The following is an 18,559-nucleotide window of genomic DNA, read 5'->3' on the forward strand; positions in this document are numbered from 1 at the left end:
TTTTTCAAATCTACTACTTTTTAAAATTTACTTCGTCATCAAATTTACGGATTCATTAAACTTAATAAAGCCCAGAACTGATTCACTTAGACTTAATGCCTTGCTTTTAATACATCAAGCTCTGCGGCATGGAGGTGTTTTAGGGCTTTATCAAATTCAAACCGTGCAATCAGCAATTTAAGTTGTTCTACGTCATCTGCACCAAATTGCGAGTGGGGCACCAGTTGCTCGGCAATATCTAACGCATCGGTGTTGTAGTCTTTAAGAGCGATTTCTAGCTCTTTGATAAGCTTATCTTGGTCGACATTGGTGACGATGGTGTGGGTGGTGTGACTTAAAAACTGCCGCAGTGAGCTAAGTTGAGTTTGGATATAGTGGATGAGGTTATCGATGATCGCAAAGTCGATACTATTGCTAGTGAGTTGGTCTTCGAGTTTTTTACACTCATTGGCAAGAAACTGCATTGATAAGTTGGCACTGGCGCCTTTAATGGCATGCAAAATATGCCTGCAGAGTTCGTCGTTGCCTATGGTGATGGCTTGTTGCAAGTTGATGAGTTCTTCCGTTTGTTGGCTTAAGAATTTTTCTAAAATTTGCAGATAGATGTGTTTATTACCCGCAGCGCGCTCAATCCCTTCTTCGATATTGATGCCTTCTAACGTCAGCTGTGTGACCGTTTCAACGTGAGTGGGCAATGGTTCGCTGAGTTCAACAGGCACAGGCTGAAGATTGCTACCAATGACTTGTAAAATGCTGTCTTCCAGCTGTTTTAAATCTATCGGTTTGGCGATATGGCCGTTCATGCCTGCCTCTAAGCAGGCTGCGATATCTTCACTCATGGCATTGGCGGTCATCGCGAGGATTGGCAGTTCATCAATCGAGGCAAACTTGCGGATCATTCTAGTGGCGGTAATTCCATCCACTTCAGGCATTTGCATATCCATTAGTACAAGGTTAAAGCTTTGCTGTTTAACTTGCTCAACCGCTTCTTTGCCATTGTTAGCAAGTGTGACCTTGGCGCCGTAGTAACTGAGGATTTCTTTGGCGATTTCTTGGTTAATGGGTTGATCTTCTGCAACTAGGATGGAAATTCCGGCAAATAAAGTAGATTTATCTTGTTTATGCGCTTCGTCAAAGGCAGCCGTTGACACGACGCCACCCACGCAGCTGACCACAGCATCATACAAATAGGAAGGGTTGACCGGTTTTAGCACAATGCAGTCGATAATCGCCTTTTCATTGTCTTTGACCAATAAATCACGGCCATAGGCGGTAATGAGCACAAATTTGCTGCGGCAATTAGGCAGGGCCCTGGCCATTTGGATAAAGGTTAAGCCATCCATTTTGGGCATTTGCCAATCAACAAACACCACATCGGGCTGCATTGTGCCAATTTGCTTTAATGCTTCGTCGGTAGAGTCGGTCGCAAATACGTCTACCCCCATGCTCTCTAACATGCCTTGCGTCACTTGTAATGCTTGCAAATTATCATCCACGGCAAGGGCTTTAATGACTTTGTCAAAATGATAATTGGTTTGCTTAATACCGTGCTCTTGGGCAAGCGGTAAACTAATCGTAAAATGGAACTCAGAACCTTGGCCAGGTACGCTGTTGACTTGAATTTCACCGCCCATCAGTTTTATAAGCTGCTGCGAAATAGTTAGACCTAAACCTGTGCCACCATATTTGCGTGAGATTGACGAGTCCGCTTGGGAGAACGATTGAAAGAGTGCCTTTTGTTGCTGCTCGCTCATACCAATACCAGTGTCTTTAACCGCTAACCTGAGTTTAGCACTGTGATTATCTTTGCTTAGCTCATGGATACTGATGGTTACTTCACCTTGTTCTGTGAATTTCACCGCATTGCCCGCAAGATTAATCAGCACTTGGCCAAGGCGTAATGGGTCGCCGATATAATCACGGTTAATTTGTGGGCTGATATCAAAGATAAGTTCTAAACCTCTTTCTTGGGCGCGAATTCCTATGATAGTTGCAACATTGTCCAAGAGTTTATCGAGGTTAAAATGGGCTTGTTCAATATCGAGTTTGCCCGCCTCGATTTTTGAGAAGTCTAAAATGTCGTTGATAAGTGCCAGTAGTTGTTTTGCCGCTACGTCAATTTTGTTGACGTAATCATACTGCTTTTGTTCAAGCCCTGAACGTAATGCTAGGTGCGCCATGCCGATAATGGCATTCATTGGGGTGCGAATTTCATGGCTCATATTGGCGAGAAACTCACTTTTCACTTTAGTTAGGCGATCAGCCTCTTCTTTTGCGCTGATAAGCTCTTGCTGCATCTTATTGTGTTCGGTTACATCCAAGAACATTCCTACAATGCCATGGATCTGGCCCTCATTGTCGGCAAAAGGTGCTTCAAATACCACTAAATCTCGGGCTTGCCCCTGACCATCCTGACAGCGCATTTCATAGCGTTGACTTTGGCCGCCTTGCAGTATGTCGCTGGCCCGAGTAGCAAACTCATTGGCTGTAATAGTGGGGAATACTTCACTAAGATGTGAACCGACTACCTCAATTTCAAATTGATCTAAGAAAGCTAAAAATGAGCGGTTTACACCCATAAACTTGCCGTGAGGGTCGCGATAATAAGTTGGGTTGGGAATAGCATTAATAATGTGATAGGTCAGCTCAAGTTGTTGTGCCAGCGCTTGTTCAGTTTGTTGTTGTTGTTCACTGTAACTGCTGCGCTCAAGCGCGATACTGACATCTTTTGCAATTTCTTTTAGTAACTTCAGTTCGTTTTCGCTCAGCACATTGACGCTTGGCACATACAACACCCCAACGCAGCCTTCACCAGCGATTAGTGGCACCCCATATAGCACCGCAAGGCACAGTTTGTCCTCACCATAACAAAGTGACAGTATGCCATTAGTCGGGGTAAAACTTTGCAGTTGTTGAGTTGTAATAGCACCGCGGATAGCCGGGTTGTCAATATCGAGCAGCGGCACCTTACCTACTTGGCGTAGTGTTGAGAGTGTTGTGCCGTCGTATCTAAGAAGGGCAATACTTGGCAGTTGTAGCTGTTCAACAGCAAAATTAAGCGCGATATCGCATACTTCAGAAGCTTGATGAGCGGTGCGAAATCGTTCGTTTAACTGCGTCAGCAAAGTTGAACTACGAACTTGGTCATCAAGCGTGTGTAACAGCTTATTGATGACCATGCTAAGCGGTTTAAGCTCTCCGAAATGGACCTGGGGTAATCTCAAGGTTTGAATTTTGCCTTTTTCAGTCTGCGTCATGGCGCGCTGAAAAGCGCTTAAAGGCAACCAGTAACACACACTGAACACCACAAGCGCAGTAGCACTGAGTAGGCTCACCAGCAGCCAAAGCGTTTTGCTTGATAATCCAAGCCCGCGGGAAGCATGTGCGATGGATACGGCGTCACGCCAGCTTTGTAAAAGCGTATCGAGCTGTATTTGCAAGGCGACGACAGTGCCATTGTTAATTTGAGTATTCTCTACGCTTAGTTGCAGCATTTGCAGTTGCGCATGAAGCTGCTGTGTTGTAGCACTAGGTAAATCTGAGTTAGGTATGGCTGCAAGTAACGCTGCACTACGCTCTAGCAGTCTGAGTTTGATGGCCTCTGATGGTATAGCGTCGCTCATAGCGAGCGTGCGTAATTCCTCTAGTGCAATGAAGTGTTGCGCGATAGGACTCACATGGGCTGTGGCAGTTGAGTTATTGCGTATTTGATTGAGCGCAGCTGAGAAGGAAACTATCAAGACACTTAACAACAGGGCGATTAACAGACTTCTTAGTGACATGCAGTTAGGATTTGTTGATAGCAATGTAATAAACATAGCTGCTTGTCATATTTACTCAAGTGATTGCTTGCAATAAGGGATTTTTTCACCTTGACTGATAAAGGACAAATACGCCGTTGAACACTTGCTAATACCGCTAATTAAAGGGAAGAGTGATGCGAGAGATCCTAATTGTTGATGATATGCCCGAGAACTTGCAGGTGTTGCAATTGATTTTAAAGCAACCCAATTATCGGGTGCGGGCAGCGCTGAGTGCGAATATCGCGCTCAAGTTGGTAAAAGAACATATGCCGCACTTGATCATTACCGATATCAAAATGCCGGGAGTTTCAGGTCTGGATCTGTGTCAGCAACTAAAACAAGACGAGAAACTGCAGCATATTCCAGTTATTTTTGTTAGCGCTCAAACTGACACCGACAACATAGTTGCAGCGTTTGAGGTAGGCGGAGTGGATTACATTACTAAACCTTATCGGCCTGCTGAGATTTTAGCACGGGTCCGCACCCAATTTACTTTATTAGATATGAAGCAGTTAGAGCTCAGCCAAGCAGTATCACAGCGGCTACGACAAATGGTGGTGGGCATTGCCCATGAGATCAACACCCCACTTGGCACCGGTATTACTGCGATGAGTCATTTAGCGGATATCGTAGGGGGGCTTGAACGTAAATTTACTCAGCAGATCCTAAATGCGAACGACTTAGAGCAGGCATTTGAAGGCGGTAATAGTTGTATCAGCTTAACCGAGCGTAGCCTCAACAAAGTAAAGCACTGTGTTGAAGCACTGAAGTCAATTTCTCTAGCTGAACGGCAATCGCAAAAACTCACTTTTTCGCTGGAAGCTTGTGTGAATAAAGCGCTGTTGAGGCTCGCGCAGGCATTTCCCAACACGCAGTTCAAAGTAAAACAAGCGATTCCGCAGCTCAGTATTTATTGTGATGAAGAAATGTTGGAACTGGTTTTTTACAACATGATTGAAAATGCAATTTATCACAGTGGCAAACAAGAATTTGATTTAAGCGCTTTATGTGCTCAAAACCATTTGCATGTGACTTTTTATGATCATGGCAGCGGGCTAAATGATATCGACGTTGAGCAGATGCTGACACCATTTACAACCACTAAACGCGGTAATGCGGGGCATATGGGGTTAAGTGCGGCAATAACCGCAAATTTAATCACCAGCGGATTAAAAGGCTCGTTGTCAGTAACCAGCGGCCCGCGCGGAGTAGAGTGGTCATTTTCTGTTCCATGTACCCAAATCGACTAATGAGTTTGGCGACCTTTGTCGGTGAAGCCTCATTTAAGCTTGATCTGCATCAAGAGCAGCAATAAGTTAGCGAAAAAACCGGACATTCGTCCTTATGTTGTGGAGTCCTTTTCTCTATCCTCGCCAAGTTAAAAATTTAGCAGCGCGATGCCAAACAAATCGCTAAGTAGAAAAGCGCTACTGGCGGGAGCCGCGACAAGTTCTATGTTATCTGCATAGCTCTGCTACACTAAGCTCACGTAATATCAGACATTGGGTTGAAAGAAGATGCAAGAATTACCTACGGTTGACTACCAAGCGCCAGAAGCGGCGGCACAATTTGTTGAATCACTACGTAATACTGGTTTTGGCGTATTAAAAAATCACCCAATCCCACAATCTTTGGTTGAGTCAATTTACAAAAACTGGCAAGCGTTTTTCAACTCTGAGCAAAAGCACGAATTTTTGTTCAAGAAAGAAACCCAAGATGGTTACTTTCCGCCAGATGTATCTGAAATTGCGAAAGGCTTTACGATTAAAGACATCAAAGAATACTACCATGTGTATCCAAAAGGTCGTGTTCCTGAGCATTTAGAAGCTGAAATTCGCGAATACTACCGTTTAGCCAGTGAGTTTGCGGCAACGTTATTAAGCTGGGTTCAAGCTAATGCACCAGAAGAAGTACGTGCGCTATTTTCGATTGATCTAAAAGACATGATCAAAGATTCTGAGCAAACTTTACTGCGCATTCTTCATTACCCACCAATGACGGGAAATGAAGAGCCAGGTGCGATTCGTGCCGCAGCGCATGGCGACATCAACTTACTTACGGTTTTACCGGCGGCGAATGAACCTGGTTTACAAGTACAGCGCCAAGACGGCAGCTGGTTAGATGTACCATGTGATTTTGGTAGCTTGATTATTAATATCGGTGACATGCTGCAAGAAGCATCTGGTGGTTACTTCCCATCGACGATTCACCGAGTTATCAACCCAACAGGTCAAGCGTCAACGAAGTCACGTATTTCTCTGCCGTTATTCCTGCACCCGCGTCCAGATGTGGTGTTGTCTGAGCGTTACACTGCCGACAGTTACCTGCAAGAGCGCTTACGTGAGCTAGGCGTTAAATAACCTAACCTTTGGATAATTTTAATCTATTTCTTATCCAAACCTCAGGTTAAATAAGAAAAAGCGGCCAAGGCCGCTTTTTTCATGTCTATTTGACCTGATTTAACAGCGGTTGTTTGCTCTCCCATGCACTGATGTTTGCGAGCGTTACGCGCGCGATTTCATGCAGCGCTTCTTGGGTAAAAAAGCCTTGATGCCCAGTGATAAGCACATTGGGGAAACTCACCAAACGCGAAAAAGTATCGTCTTGGATTATCTCTTCACTGCGGTTTTTGAAAAACAGCTCAGATTCTTGCTCATACACATCTAAACCCAGATAACCCAGTTTGCGACTTTTCAGCGCACGAATACAAGCGCTACTATCAAGCAATGCGCCACGACTAGTATTAATGAGCATGACACCGGGTTTCATTTTAGCAAAAGCGTCGTCGTTGATTAAATGGTGGGTGTGCTCGGTGAGCGGGCAATGGAGCGAAATAATATCGCTCTGGCTAAGTAGGATGTCTAAACTGACTTGAGTGTAATTACCTTCGCCGATGTTTGGGTCATACACCAACACATTGGCACCAAAGCCATTGAGAATATTCACCAAAGCTTGCCCAATTTTGCCACAGCCAATAATGCCAACGGTTTTGCGATGCAGGTTAAAACCGAGTAGTCCGTTTAAGTCAAAGTTGTCCTCCCGCACGCGGTTATAAGCTTTGTGCGTTTTGCGACTTAACGTCAGGATAAGCGCAACACAGTGTTCCGCCACAGCTTCTGGACTATAAGCGGGGACGCGCACCACAGTGATACCATGTTGTTTGGCTGCCGCTAAGTCGACATTATTAAAACCCGCGCAGCGCAGCGCAACACACTTAACCCCGATTTTAGCCAGTACGGCTAAGGTGGGTGCGTCCACGCTGTCATTAACAAACACACAAACAACATCAAAACCCGTTGCCATTTCAGCTGTTTGCGCACTGAGCTTTTCGTCAAAAAAAGTGAGATTAAAGTCGGCGTAATGCGCACTCAATTGGCGAAAAAAAGGTTTTTCATAGTTTTGCGAACTGAACAGGGCGATTTTCATAAGTTAGTAGACCCTCAATGGCGGTGTGAAGCGATTCCGGTTTCGTTCTGGGGGCATAGCGTGCCACCATCTGTCCCTCAGAGTTTACTAAAAACTTAGTAAAGTTCCACTTAATGGCGCGGTTTTGTGCTATTCCGCGGGTATGCGCTTTGAGATAGTTAAAAAGCGGATGTGCGTCTGGGCCATTTACCAGTGTTTTTTGACATAAGGGGAAGCTGACTTTCACCTGTCCACGATAATATTCGCGCAGCATTTCGCCTTCAAGTGGTTCGTGCCGACCAAACTGATTGCAGGGAAAAGCAAGGATCTCAAGTCCTTGACTGCGATACTTCTGATAGAGTTTTTCTAATGCGCTGAGCTGCACAGAAAAACTGCACTTGCTGGCTAAATTGACAATCAAGACTGGACGGCCTTGAAGTAGTTTCAGCGGCAAGGTTTCGCCATCAATCAATTGCACACTAAAGCGATATATATTTTCCATCTTTCCTTGCCTTCACTCTGTCATTCTTCATTTTACTTAGTTTCATAGTTTTAAGTTGCGATAGCCACAATGCTTGGGTATAAAAAGGCCATCGTCATAAAGTAACAAAGAAATAGGTCAGAATTATGTCAATGAAAGTCGCGTTTATTGGGTTAGGGGTAATGGGTTATCCAATGGCTGGACACCTACAAAAAGCCGGTTACCAAGTGACGGTTTATAATCGCACATTAGCCAAAGCGCAAAAATGGCAAACGCAATATCAAGGAAGCTTTGCTGCTACGCCCAAAGAAGCCGTACAAGGCGCAGAAATCGTCTTTATGTGTGTCGGTAATGACGATGATCTACGTTCAGTGGTGTATGGCGAAACGGGCGTATTGGCTGGGATGCAATCGGGAAGTATTCTGGTTGACCATACCACTACATCAGCAAAAGTTGCACGCGAAGTGGCACTAAAAGCGGCTGAGCAGCAAGTGGCATTTTTAGACGCACCAGTGTCTGGTGGTCAGGCAGGTGCGGAAAATGGCTTACTGACGATTATGGTGGGTGGCGACGAAGCGGTGTTTAACCGCGTACAATCTGTGATGGATGCATTCGCGCGCTTTAGCCAGTTGTTAGGGCCGGTTGGGTCGGGTCAACTATGTAAGATGGTTAACCAAATTTGTATTGCTGGCGTGGTACAAGGTCTTGCTGAAGGTCTGCATTTTGCGAAAAAAGCGGGACTGGATGGCGAGAAAGTGATTGAGACTATCTCTAAAGGTGCGGCTGGTTCTTGGCAAATGGAAAACCGCTACAAAACTATGCTGGCGGGGGAGTATAACTTCGGTTTTGCCATTGATTGGATGCGTAAAGATTTAGGCATAGCGTTAGATGAAGCGCGTAGTAACGGTGCCTCTTTGGCGCTTACCGCACTGGTTGACCAATATTACGCGGATGTTCAAGCATTGGGTGGCGGGCGTTTTGATACTTCAAGTTTGCTCGCTCGTTTGGATGCACTACACGAGCGTAAATAACGCTAAGGGCGCATCAAGCACCCTCAATTATCGCGCTTTAAAGGCTTTGGGCGTAATGGTACAAAGCCTTTAATATTTTCAAATTACGTTCATTCCCTTCATGTTCATGCACTAAATTTTCCAGCGTCAGCATAAAGTCTTCCGCGCCAATCGATGGGTTATCTTCGCCATGCAGTAGTTTACTTTGACAATATTTACGCCATTTATCTAATTCATCCGCCGATAAACTAGCTGGCCAATTGCGGGCTCGATAGCGAAACAGCAAAGTATTGAATTTGGCATCTTCAAAATCAAGCGCCAAGTTGGCGAGTTGCTCAGCTGGGGTGCTACGCACAATTGCCAATTTGGCTTTATCGGCATTGCTAATAAAGCCGTCGTAGAGTTGATAATCAACATTACTCGGCTTACTAAAACGCTCACTATCGTTAAAGACTTCGGCAACTTTTTCTCGTAGTTCTGGATGTGCCTTTAGAATTGCAAGGTGGCGTAAGCAGGCAGCACGATCGATACCTAAACGCTCTGCATTCTCAGGCAGTAAAGTTTTCGCTGGCGCTAAAATAGGGCATTTATTGAGATGAACTAATTTTAAACCTATTGGTAGTTCGTCCTCGTTTAGTTCACTCAACTTAGTGTACAGTCGGGCGCGAATTTCAGCGACATCAAGCTCTAGCAACGGGCTTGGGTCATGACTTAAATTAAAACACACCACCGCGTTTTTATTCACCGGATGAAAGCTCAGTGGTGCAATCCAAGTGGTGCAACCTTGCCATGCTGAGATCTTCGACGAGGTATGCACTAAAGGCTGCATGTTATAGACATCGACCATAGCTTGGAGGGCTTTTTTATGGCGATTAAGCCAGAAGAACTCATATAGCTTGGGTTGCTTGGTTTTGATAAGTTTTGCTAATTCAATGGTGGCTAGCACGTCACTTAGTGCATCATGGGCTTGACCGTGTTCAATCTGGTTGGCAACGGTGAGGTGTTCTAATTTAAAGCTTGGACTACCGTCTTCTTTTTCTGGCCAATTGATCCCTTCAGGACGCAGCGCATAGCAAGCGCGCACCAAGTCGATGATATCCCAGCGGCTATTACCATTTTGCCATTCACGCTCGTAAGGGTCATAAAAATTGCGATACAAGCTGTAGCGGGTCAGTTCATCGTCAAAGCGAATGTTATTAAAACCCACCACGCACGTATTCGCTTGGCTAAACTCTGCGTGGATCTTCGCCATAAACTCGGCTTCGGGATAACCCTTTTGGTTGGCCAGTTGTGGCGTAATACCTGTAATAAGGCAAGCTTCTGGATGGGGCAAATAATCCGGCGCTTGTTTGCAGTAAATAATGAGTGGGTCACCGATAACATTCAGTTCTAGGTCGGTGCGAATGCCTGCAAACTGGCTCGGACGGTCTTTTTGCGGATTGGCACCAAAAGATTCAAAATCGTACCAATAGAGGCTTGGTTCAGTATCAAAGTGAGGTTTCATAGCGTTGTTATTGTTACCAGATTCGCTTTGGCTAAGTTAAGAGGATTATCGCACAGCCAAAGATAAGAGTAAAAAGCGCGTTGAGACTTGACGACTTGTCATTTACAAGCAATGGTTAAAGAAAATTGTCTTGCTTATCATGCTGCGTTATTTACTCTACGTCCTTTTAACTTTGGCGTCTTACAACGCTTTGGCAAAGTCAGTTATTACGCTTTATGTGTATCATCTTAAGCCGCCCTACATTTTAGACGTGCACGAGCAAACAGGGCTCTATTTTGATGTCGCTAGTTTATTAAATCGGGTGCAAGACGATGTTACTTATAAAACCCATTACATGCCCCGTAAGCGCCTAGAAAAGCAACTCCTTGATGAGCAGTTAGACGGCATGATTTTGGGGGTGAATCCACTGTGGTTTGGTGATAAACATCAGACTCGTTATCTCTGGAGCGAGGCGTTATTTGGCGACGTGGATGATTTTGTTTCACCAAAAAGTAAGCCATTTGAATTTGCAGGCATCGAGACATTAAAAGGCAAAACATTGGGTGGCATAAGAGGTTATGTTTATTTTGCGATTGATGGAATAATTGCCACTGGTGAGGCGACTCGCGTAGACACGTCAGAAGAAGTGCAGTTATTAGATATGCTCGCCAAAGAACGACTTGATGTTGCAATTGTGAGCCGCAGTACGCGCCGCTATTTGCAAACTGTACATGCGTGGCAGGATGCTTTTCATATCTCACAAATTCCGCATGACGCCTATAAACGCCATATCTTAGCGCCTCGCAGTCGTGCAGAGGACTTTGAATTCACAGTTAAGTTATTAAGTTTACCTGAAGTACAGGCTCAGCTTAAGCTATGGGCGCTGAGCCTCGAATAACACTTACCAGCTACCCGTATTGGTCATTGACTGCCATGGCTCGCATGGTGCTAATGGCGCACCTTTTTGCAGCAGTTCAATGGAAATACCGTCAGGAGAGCGCACAAACGCCATGTGGCCGTCGCGAGGAGGTCGGTTGATAACCACGCCTGCGTCCTGCAACTTTTTGCACAGTGCATAAATATCATCTACTGCAAAAGCAAGATGACCAAAGTTACGTCCGCCAGTGTATTCTTCGCTATCCCAATTGAACGTCAATTCAATGGTTGGCGAAAAAGTTTGTTGGGCAGTCTCAAATTGATCAGGCGCAGCTAGGTAAACTAAAGTAAAACGACCTGCTTCATAGTCATTACGTTTAACTTCTTTTAAACCTAACAAATCGCAGTAAAAATGCATGGACGCGGCTAAGTCTTTGACGCGCACCATAGTATGAAGAAATTGCATAGGTTATCCCATGTTTGTCATAGTCACCTTGCGATGTGGGGGCAAGTGCTGCATTTTCAAGTACAGTGCGACTAAAGTGACACGCACCTACTTGCACTCTGGCACGGTTTTGCTTTACTTAACTGACGAAACGCGTTGGACTGACTATGAATATCATCGTTGAGCGAGACAAGGTCATTGAGAGAGTCACGGACATTGTTGCTTGTTTAAACACCAGTGATTCTATTGGCTTATTTTTGCTCGATATACACTGCATATTGCAAAAAGTCACTTACGCTGACAATTTCTACGTGGTGTTAAGGAAAGAAGACGGCAGTCTTAGTTTTCCGTATTTCCATGATGTGATGGATGATATCCGCGCGGAAGACTTAGAAGACTTACACCATAGTGACGTTAAACAATCCCTCACGGGCTACGCCCTGACCACCCAACAAGTGTGTAACTTTACCCGCGAAGACATAGACGCGCTGATTGCCGATGGCAAGCTTGCCGTGATAGGAACAATGCCAAAACAGTGGTTATGTTTTCCGCTAATCAATCGGCAAAACTTTATGGGGGCGTTTATTATCCAGTCCTATCGTCGCAGTGATGAATACTCAGGGATGATTGTGGATATCCTTTTCACCATCAGCCATGTTATTTCCTCAGCACTTGACGCCTTTCATAATCAACAGGCACTGATGCAGGCGAATCAAGCACTGGCGCTATACCGTATCGAACTAGAGGAGCGGGTGTTACAGCGTACCCGAGAGCTAGAGAAGAGCCTTGCAGAACTTCGCCAAGAAGTAGACAAGCGCAGAGAGTTACAAAAACAGCTAGAATTTGACAGCTTGCACGACAACTTAACTGGGCTTGCTAATCGTAAGTACTTGTTCCAAGAGTTAAGCCGAGTCTCCGCTAAGTCGCAGCGTGGAGCGGTGATAGCGAATGTGATTTACATAGATTTAGATGACTTTAAGCCGATCAACGATCAATTCGGTCATCAAAGTGGTGATGAAGTTTTAAAGACTGTGGCAGATCGGCTTAAGCTTTGCGTACGCAGTTATGACATGGTATCACGCTTGGGAGGGGACGAATTTGTGGTTATGGTGGTTGCACCGTTAACTCATCTTGAGTTAGAGGAATTGGCTACCCGTTTACTCACTTGTATTAATGAACCTGTAGTACTTAGTTGCGGTGCCTCAGTGAGTTGTGGTGCCAGTATAGGCATGGTGAGCAATCATCTCAACCCGTTTACTGCAGAGGCGTTGCTGCATCAAGCAGACAGCTATTTGCTCAAAGCCAAAACAATGGGTAAGAATCAGTTCATTATTGCTTTGCAACAATAAGGCTTTCCATTAGCAGGGCTTTGTTTTAGGATCAGAGCCCTAGTTTGTGTTTGATAGCCGTTATGATATTTAGACTTTGTGCGCTTTTACTGCTGCTTACTTTTCAAAGCTCAGCCATTGAAATTAAAGATCTTTACCAAAGTTCGGTGGTTGTCGCTGATAAGTCCCGACAAGCGCGCGTGCAAGCTGGTCAAGATGCCATGCTCAATGTTCTTAAAAAGCTTACCGGTAAAGACGATACCGCAAACCATCCGTTAATCCGCCAAGCTCTGCGTGACTATAGTCAGTATTTAATCAAATATGAATATTTGGAAGCGGGTGGCGACAAAGAGTTGCGTGCCCAATACGTATTTGAAGCCTCTAAACTCAATGCGTTGGTTAAAGACGCGGGTTGGTCGTTTTGGGGGAACCGCCGTCCGCAAATCGTCCTGTGGCTTGCGATAGAAGATAACAAAGCGCGTGATTTTGTAACCCAAGAAAGCTATCCACAACTAGAGCGCTTAATTTATGACAAGTCGCAGGAGTGGGGCATTCCGGTGCTTTTGCCACTACTTGATTTACAAGACCGCAGCCAAGTTGGTGTTGCTGAAGTATGGGGCAACTTTTCCGCACCGATAGAGCAAGCTTCACGGCGTTACAATGCTGAGCGCATTATCACTGCGCGTATGTATCAACAGCCGTTTGGCAACGGTTGGCTGTTAGAGTGGCGCTATACCAATGCCAGCGCATTTGAGCCGCAGCAGCTGGTAGGCGACCAACAAGTGATCATCAGCCAGATGATGGAAACGCTTGCCAGCAGCCTAATGCAGGAGTTCGCTGTCAATGTGAATGAATTGGCAGAGCCGTTAGTCAGTATTATCACAGTCAAGCAGTTGAAAGGTTTCCGAGCCATTGAACTGGCCAAACGCCGTATTCAATCTATTAGTACCGTTAAAGATGTGACTGTTGAATACCGAGCGGGCGATAGCGTGCAGTATCGTGTTCGCCATGTTAGTCAAGTCGCTGAGCTTAAGCGAGCTTTGTCGTTAGAAACGGCTTTAACGGAATATATCGACCCGAGCGTATTTTATCATGTTGAGGATGCACAATCGTTGATTTACAACTGGGTTGCAAACTAGCATGGAACCTATGCAAATGGCGCTACCGGTTACCTTACCGGATGACGAAACTTATGTTTCCTATTTTGGTGGCGAACAGTCACTGGAAGTGTCGCATTTAAAGTCAGCTTTTGCAGCGCGAGAAAAGCAATTTCAATTTACCTATTTGTGTGGTTTAGCAGATTCTGGCAAATCGCATTTGCTTTATGCTACTTGTGTTTACGCGCAAGATCTTGGTTTGTCGACCATGCTGTTATCGCTACGTGAAGTGTTGGATTATGGTCCGGCGGTACTGGATGGACTTGAAAACCTCGACGTAGTTTGTATTGATGATATGCAGCTGGTGGCGGGTTACGAGCAGTGGGAAAAAGGCCTGTTTAATTTTTTTAACCGCTTTAATGAACCCGGTAAATTGCTGGTCATTGCCGCAGATTTATTGCCAAACATGCTGAATTTGGTATTGCCCGACCTTGAATCACGTTTGACCTGGGGCACCACTTTTCAAATTCGCTCAATGAGCGACGATGATAAAGCCGAAGCCTTAGTGAAACGAGCTAAAATGCGCGGGCTAGAACTCAGTGATGACTGTGCCCGTTTTTTACTGACCCGCCTGAGTCGCGACATGCGTGCACTGCTTGATGTGCTCGACAAACTTGACCATGCCTCTATGGCTGCACAGCGCAAGTTGACCATTCCTTTTATCAAATCCACTTTAGGCTTATAAAAGTACGAAATAATCCCTAAATACAAGCGCCTTGCTATGGCGCTTGGGCGGACAATTCAGTTATCATTAGGGTTTATTTAACAGCAAATTCTTTATTTAAAGATCAGGTTTAGAATGAACTTAGAGACGATTTTGGCGCAAGCCTTAGCTGCAATTGAAGCAGCAAGTGAAATTGCGCATTTAGAGGATGCACGGGTCAAATACCTTGGTAAAAAAGGTGAGATCACTGAGCAACTTAAAACGTTAGGTAGCCTAGCGCCAGAAGAGCGTAAAGAAGCCGGTCAGGTAATTAACCAGGCAAAAGAGCAAGTACAGACAGCATTAAATACCAAGCGTGACGCCTTAACTGCGGCAGCGCTCGAGGCAAAACTGGCAGCGGAAACCATCGACGTGACGTTACCGGGACGCGTAATGCCAGCAGGTGGGATTCATCCTGTAACCCGTACTATCGAACGTATCGAAAAGTTTTTCACTGAGCTTGGCTTTGCTGTTAAATCTGGCCCTGAAGTTGAAGACGATTTCCATAACTTTGATGCGCTCAATATCCCTGAGCATCACCCTGCGCGCGCTGATCATGATACTTTCTACTTCAACCCGAAATTGGTATTGCGTACCCAAACCAGTGGCGTGCAGATCCGCACTATGGAAACTGAACAGCCGCCACTACGCATTATTTCTCCGGGTCGCGTATATCGTAATGACTACGACCAAACACATACGCCAATGTTCCACCAAGTTGAAGGCTTAATGGTTGATACCAATGTAAGCTTCACGGAACTGAAAGGCATTTTGCATGATTTCTTACGTAACTTCTTTGAAGAAGATATGGAAATTCGTTTCCGTCCATCTTATTTCCCATTTACTGAACCTTCAGCTGAAGTGGATGTAATGGGTAAAAATGGCAAATGGTTAGAAGTATTAGGCTGCGGTATGGTTCATCCGAACGTTTTACGTTCAGTTGGCATCGACCCTGAAAAATACACAGGCTTTGCCTTTGGTATGGGCGTTGAGCGTTTGACCATGTTACGTTACGGCGTAACTGACTTACGTGCCTTCTTCGAAAACGATTTGAAATTCTTGAACCAATTCAAATAAGAGTGACGTGAACGATGAAATTTAGTGAACAGTGGTTACGCGAATGGGTAAATCCAGCAATCGACACAGCAGCTCTTTCTGAACAGCTGTCTATGGCTGGTTTGGAAGTAGATGGTTTAGACCCAGTCGCTGGCGAGTTTAACGGTATTGTTATCGGTGAAGTGGTTGAATGTGGCCAGCACCCTGACGCAGACAAATTGCGCGTTACCAAAGTGAACGTGGGCGGCGACGAATTACTCGATATCGTGTGCGGTGCAGCAAACTGCCGTCAAGGGCTTAAAGTAGCCGTTGCAACAGTTGGTGCGGTATTACCAGGCGATTTTAAAATTAAAAAGGCCAAGTTACGCGGTCAGCCTTCAAATGGCATGCTGTGTTCATTCTCTGAGCTTGGCATGGCGGAAAACTCAGAGGGCATCATCGAATTGCCTGCCGATGCACCAATTGGCCAAGATATCCGCGAATATTTTGGCTTAAACGATGTAACAATTGACGTTGACTTAACGCCAAACCGTAGTGATTGTCTTGGTATTAAAGGTTTAGCGCGTGAAGTGGGCGTGTTAAATGGTCTAGATGTGAACGAGCTGGCTATCCCAGCGGTTGCTGCAACCATCAGTGATACTATCAGCATTGAACTGGTTAACAGCAAGTCATGTCCACGTTATTTAGGTCGTATCGTTAAAGGTATTAACCTTGATGCGGTGACACCATTTTGGATGGCGGAAAAACTCCGTCGCTCAGGTATTCGTAGTATTGACCCAGTAGTTGACGTCACTAACTATGTGTTACTTGAGTTAGGTCACCCAATGCACGCGTTTGATTTGAGCGCCATTGAAGGTGGTATCAAGGTACGTAACGCGGTTGAAGGCGAAGAGTTAGTATTGCTTGATGGCAATACCGCAAAACTGAATAGCTCAACCTTAGTGATTGCCGATCATCACAAAGCCCTAGCCATGGCCGGTATTTTTGGTGGTGAAGCGTCAGGTGTGAAAGAAGGCACGGTTGATGTGTTACTAGAAAGTGCATTCTTCCATCCACTGGCGATTGCGGGGCAAGCACGTAGTTACGGACTACACACAGATGCATCGCATCGTTACGAGCGTGGCGTGGATTACCAGCTACAACGCGATGCAATGGAGCGTGCAACCGCTTTACTACTTGAAATCGCTGGTGGTCAAGCCGGTCCTGTGGTTGAAGCTGTATCTCAAGCTGATTTACCAGTTAAAGCTGCGGTGACTTTACGCCGTGAGCGTTTAGATAAAGTGATTGGCTACCATATTGCCGATGACAAAGTAACCGATATCCTCACTCGTCTGGGTTTAGCGGTGACTTTTGGTGATAACACGTGGCAAGCAGAAGTGCCAAGCTATCGCTTTGATATCAGCATTGAAGAAGACTTAATCGAGGAAGTGGCAAGGGTATTTGGTTATAACAATATTCCCAATGTTGCGCCAGTTGCATCATTAAAAATGACTGTACACCAAGAAGCCAAATTGAGCGTGGCTAACCTACGCCATGCTTTGGTTGCGCGTGGTTACCAAGAAGCTATTACTTACAGCTTCGTTGACCCTAAAGTTCAAACATTATTGCACCCAGAGTCAGATGCGCTAGTACTACCACACCCAATTTCGGTTGAGATGTCGGCGATGCGCGTGAGCTTAATGCCAGGTCTTGTAAATGCTGTGGTTTATAACCAAAACCGCCAACAAACGCGTATTCGTTTGTTTGAGCAAGGCCTTAAATTCTTAAAGAACGAACAAGCCGAAAATGGCGTTGAGCAAGTACCAGTAATTGGCGGTATTGCTTATGGTAATACCCACTCTGAACATTGGACTATCGCCACCCGTGCGGTTGATTTCTTCGATGTGAAAGGCGACCTTGAAGCTCTACTGGCGCTCACCAATGATAAAGCACGTTTTAGTTTTAAAGCTGAGGCATGTGACGGCTTGCACCCAGGTCAATCTGCTGCTATCTACTTAGATGAGCGTAAGGTCGGCTATATTGGTGCTATCCATCCGCAGCTACTAAAAGGCCTTGATCTTAACCAAGCGGCTTATGTGTTTGAAATTGAAGTTGACGCTTTAACCACTCGACGTATTCCAGAAGCGGAAAAATTGTCAAAATTCCCTTCAAATCGTCGTGATATTGCTATTTTAGTTGCAGATGATGTAAAAATAGGCGATATTTTAAATAGCATTGAGAAAGTTGGCGGAAATCAATTAGTTGACCTAAACTTGTTCGATGTGTATAAGGGCAAAGGTATTGAGCCTGGGTTTAAGAGCCTTGCAATTGCTCTTACACTACAAGCGGTTGATAGAACACTCGAAGAGAAAGACATCAGCTTAGTTGTAGACAACGTGGTGGCCGAACTGGCTAAACAATTTAACGCATCGTTGAGGGACTAGATATGGCGCTTACTAAAGCCGACATAGCTGAACACCTATTTGAAAAGTTGGGGATAAACAAAAAGGATGCCAAAGACTTAGTTGAAGCGTTTTTTGAAGAAATCCGCTCAGCGCTAGAAAAAGGAGAGCAAGTTAAACTCTCCGGCTTTGGTAACTTTGATCTCCGTGACAAGAAAGAGCGACCTGGGCGTAATCCCAAGACTGGCGAAGATATTCCAATTTCGGCGCGTCGCGTTGTCACCTTCAGACCGGGTCAGAAATTAAAGACTCGAGTTGAAGTGGGTACAGGCAAAGAGTAATAGAAAGGCAGCTTAGGCTGCCTCAGATTGATGATAAACCCTGCTTTTTTAAGCGGGGTTTATTTTTTCGATAGTTAGGTCGTTTTTTCT

General features: G+C 45.2%; 15 protein-coding genes. 10 read left to right on the plus strand and 5 right to left on the minus strand.

What is annotated here, in order from left to right; translation table 11 throughout:
- Positions 1-92: 92 nt before the first annotated feature.
- Entirely contained in the window at positions 93-3,782 is a 3,690-nt protein-coding gene (locus ACFOEE_RS18940) for a response regulator (RefSeq protein ID WP_377128143.1), read from the minus strand.
- Positions 3,783-3,937: 155 nt separating this feature from the next.
- Here ACFOEE_RS18940 and ACFOEE_RS18945 point away from each other — a divergent pair, with 155 nt between their 5' ends.
- Positions 3,938-5,053, plus strand: a complete 1,116-nt coding sequence (locus ACFOEE_RS18945; protein ID WP_377128146.1) for a response regulator — start codon at positions 3,938-3,940, stop codon at positions 5,051-5,053.
- Positions 5,054-5,320: 267 nt separating this feature from the next.
- Positions 5,321-6,163 (plus strand): isopenicillin N synthase family dioxygenase, encoded by an 843-nt coding sequence (locus ACFOEE_RS18950; RefSeq protein ID WP_377128148.1) that lies wholly within the window; start codon positions 5,321-5,323, stop codon positions 6,161-6,163.
- Between the two features lie 85 nt (positions 6,164-6,248).
- Here the strand turns inward: ACFOEE_RS18950 and ACFOEE_RS18955 are convergent, their stop codons facing one another.
- Together ACFOEE_RS18955 and ACFOEE_RS18960 are read right to left on the minus strand one after the other, a co-directional pair.
- The gene (locus ACFOEE_RS18955; protein WP_377128151.1) at positions 6,249-7,229 is read right to left on the minus strand and encodes a 2-hydroxyacid dehydrogenase; all 981 of its coding nucleotides are present in this window, start codon (positions 7,227-7,229) and stop codon (positions 6,249-6,251) included.
- Positions 7,195-7,710, minus strand: a complete 516-nt coding sequence (locus ACFOEE_RS18960; RefSeq protein ID WP_377128154.1) for a glutathione peroxidase — start codon at positions 7,708-7,710, stop codon at positions 7,195-7,197. The genes ACFOEE_RS18955 and ACFOEE_RS18960 overlap by 35 nt, the downstream gene beginning before the upstream one ends.
- Before the next feature lie 125 nt (positions 7,711-7,835).
- Between ACFOEE_RS18960 and ACFOEE_RS18965 the strand changes: the two genes are divergently transcribed.
- Complete coding sequence (locus tag ACFOEE_RS18965) at positions 7,836-8,720, plus strand: NAD(P)-dependent oxidoreductase (protein WP_377128157.1); 885 nt, start codon at positions 7,836-7,838, stop codon at positions 8,718-8,720.
- Between the two features lie 37 nt (positions 8,721-8,757).
- Here ACFOEE_RS18965 and sbcB read toward each other — a convergent pair whose 3' ends face one another.
- The gene (gene sbcB / locus ACFOEE_RS18970; protein WP_377128160.1) at positions 8,758-10,203 is read right to left on the minus strand and encodes an exodeoxyribonuclease I; all 1,446 of its coding nucleotides are present in this window, start codon (positions 10,201-10,203) and stop codon (positions 8,758-8,760) included.
- A 130-nt stretch (positions 10,204-10,333) separates the two neighbouring features.
- Between sbcB and ACFOEE_RS18975 the strand changes: the two genes are divergently transcribed.
- Complete coding sequence (locus ACFOEE_RS18975) at positions 10,334-11,080, plus strand: ABC transporter substrate-binding protein (RefSeq protein WP_377128163.1); 747 nt, start codon at positions 10,334-10,336, stop codon at positions 11,078-11,080.
- 3 nt (positions 11,081-11,083) lie between these two features.
- Here ACFOEE_RS18975 and gloA read toward each other — a convergent pair whose 3' ends face one another.
- A complete protein-coding gene (gloA, locus tag ACFOEE_RS18980) occupies positions 11,084-11,524 on the minus strand; it encodes a lactoylglutathione lyase (RefSeq protein WP_377128166.1) in 441 nt (146 codons plus the stop codon).
- 146 nt (positions 11,525-11,670) lie between these two features.
- On the opposite strand from gloA, the gene ACFOEE_RS18985 reads away from it, so the two are divergent.
- From ACFOEE_RS18985 to ihfA, 6 genes are all read left to right on the plus strand, one after another.
- A complete protein-coding gene (locus ACFOEE_RS18985) occupies positions 11,671-12,852 on the plus strand; it encodes a diguanylate cyclase (RefSeq protein WP_377128169.1) in 1,182 nt (393 codons plus the stop codon).
- 62 nt (positions 12,853-12,914) lie between these two features.
- On the plus strand, positions 12,915-13,970 hold the full coding sequence (locus tag ACFOEE_RS18990) for a DUF2066 domain-containing protein (RefSeq protein ID WP_377128172.1): 1,056 nt from the start codon (positions 12,915-12,917) through the stop codon (positions 13,968-13,970).
- Position 13,971: 1 nt separating this feature from the next.
- The gene (gene hda / locus ACFOEE_RS18995) at positions 13,972-14,673 is read left to right on the plus strand and encodes a DnaA regulatory inactivator Hda (protein WP_377128174.1); all 702 of its coding nucleotides are present in this window, start codon (positions 13,972-13,974) and stop codon (positions 14,671-14,673) included.
- A gap of 114 nt (positions 14,674-14,787) precedes the next feature.
- Complete coding sequence (gene pheS, locus ACFOEE_RS19000) at positions 14,788-15,768, plus strand: phenylalanine--tRNA ligase subunit alpha (RefSeq protein ID WP_377128177.1); 981 nt, start codon at positions 14,788-14,790, stop codon at positions 15,766-15,768.
- Positions 15,769-15,782: 14 nt separating this feature from the next.
- The gene (pheT, locus tag ACFOEE_RS19005; protein ID WP_377128180.1) at positions 15,783-18,170 is read left to right on the plus strand and encodes a phenylalanine--tRNA ligase subunit beta; all 2,388 of its coding nucleotides are present in this window, start codon (positions 15,783-15,785) and stop codon (positions 18,168-18,170) included.
- 2 nt (positions 18,171-18,172) lie between these two features.
- The gene (ihfA, locus tag ACFOEE_RS19010) at positions 18,173-18,469 is read left to right on the plus strand and encodes an integration host factor subunit alpha (protein WP_377128183.1); all 297 of its coding nucleotides are present in this window, start codon (positions 18,173-18,175) and stop codon (positions 18,467-18,469) included.
- Positions 18,470-18,559 lie beyond the last annotated feature (90 nt).

Origin of the sequence: Pseudoalteromonas fenneropenaei (genome assembly GCF_042643375.1) — a bacterium.
Lineage (GTDB): Bacteria > Pseudomonadota > Gammaproteobacteria > Enterobacterales > Alteromonadaceae > Pseudoalteromonas > Pseudoalteromonas fenneropenaei.

What these genes read in the sequence shown, in the direction of transcription:
- gloA (WP_377128166.1), bottom strand. Translation starts at nt 11,524, where the DNA reads ATGCAATTTCTTCATACTATGGTGCGCGTCAAAGACTTAGCCGCGTCC.
- ihfA (WP_377128183.1), top strand. Translation starts at nt 18,173, where the DNA reads ATGGCGCTTACTAAAGCCGACATAGCTGAACACCTATTTGAAAAGTTG.
- ACFOEE_RS18955 (WP_377128151.1), bottom strand. Translation starts at nt 7,229, where the DNA reads ATGAAAATCGCCCTGTTCAGTTCGCAAAACTATGAAAAACCTTTTTTT.
- pheT (WP_377128180.1), top strand. Translation starts at nt 15,783, where the DNA reads ATGAAATTTAGTGAACAGTGGTTACGCGAATGGGTAAATCCAGCAATC.
- ACFOEE_RS18960 (WP_377128154.1), bottom strand. Translation starts at nt 7,710, where the DNA reads ATGGAAAATATATATCGCTTTAGTGTGCAATTGATTGATGGCGAAACC.
- ACFOEE_RS18940 (WP_377128143.1), bottom strand. Translation starts at nt 3,782, where the DNA reads ATGTCACTAAGAAGTCTGTTAATCGCCCTGTTGTTAAGTGTCTTGATA.
- ACFOEE_RS18950 (WP_377128148.1), top strand. Translation starts at nt 5,321, where the DNA reads ATGCAAGAATTACCTACGGTTGACTACCAAGCGCCAGAAGCGGCGGCA.
- ACFOEE_RS18985 (WP_377128169.1), top strand. Translation starts at nt 11,671, where the DNA reads ATGAATATCATCGTTGAGCGAGACAAGGTCATTGAGAGAGTCACGGAC.
- pheS (WP_377128177.1), top strand. Translation starts at nt 14,788, where the DNA reads ATGAACTTAGAGACGATTTTGGCGCAAGCCTTAGCTGCAATTGAAGCA.
- ACFOEE_RS18945 (WP_377128146.1), top strand. Translation starts at nt 3,938, where the DNA reads ATGCGAGAGATCCTAATTGTTGATGATATGCCCGAGAACTTGCAGGTG.
- ACFOEE_RS18990 (WP_377128172.1), top strand. Translation starts at nt 12,915, where the DNA reads ATGATATTTAGACTTTGTGCGCTTTTACTGCTGCTTACTTTTCAAAGC.
- hda (WP_377128174.1), top strand. Translation starts at nt 13,972, where the DNA reads ATGGAACCTATGCAAATGGCGCTACCGGTTACCTTACCGGATGACGAA.
- ACFOEE_RS18965 (WP_377128157.1), top strand. Translation starts at nt 7,836, where the DNA reads ATGTCAATGAAAGTCGCGTTTATTGGGTTAGGGGTAATGGGTTATCCA.
- sbcB (WP_377128160.1), bottom strand. Translation starts at nt 10,203, where the DNA reads ATGAAACCTCACTTTGATACTGAACCAAGCCTCTATTGGTACGATTTT.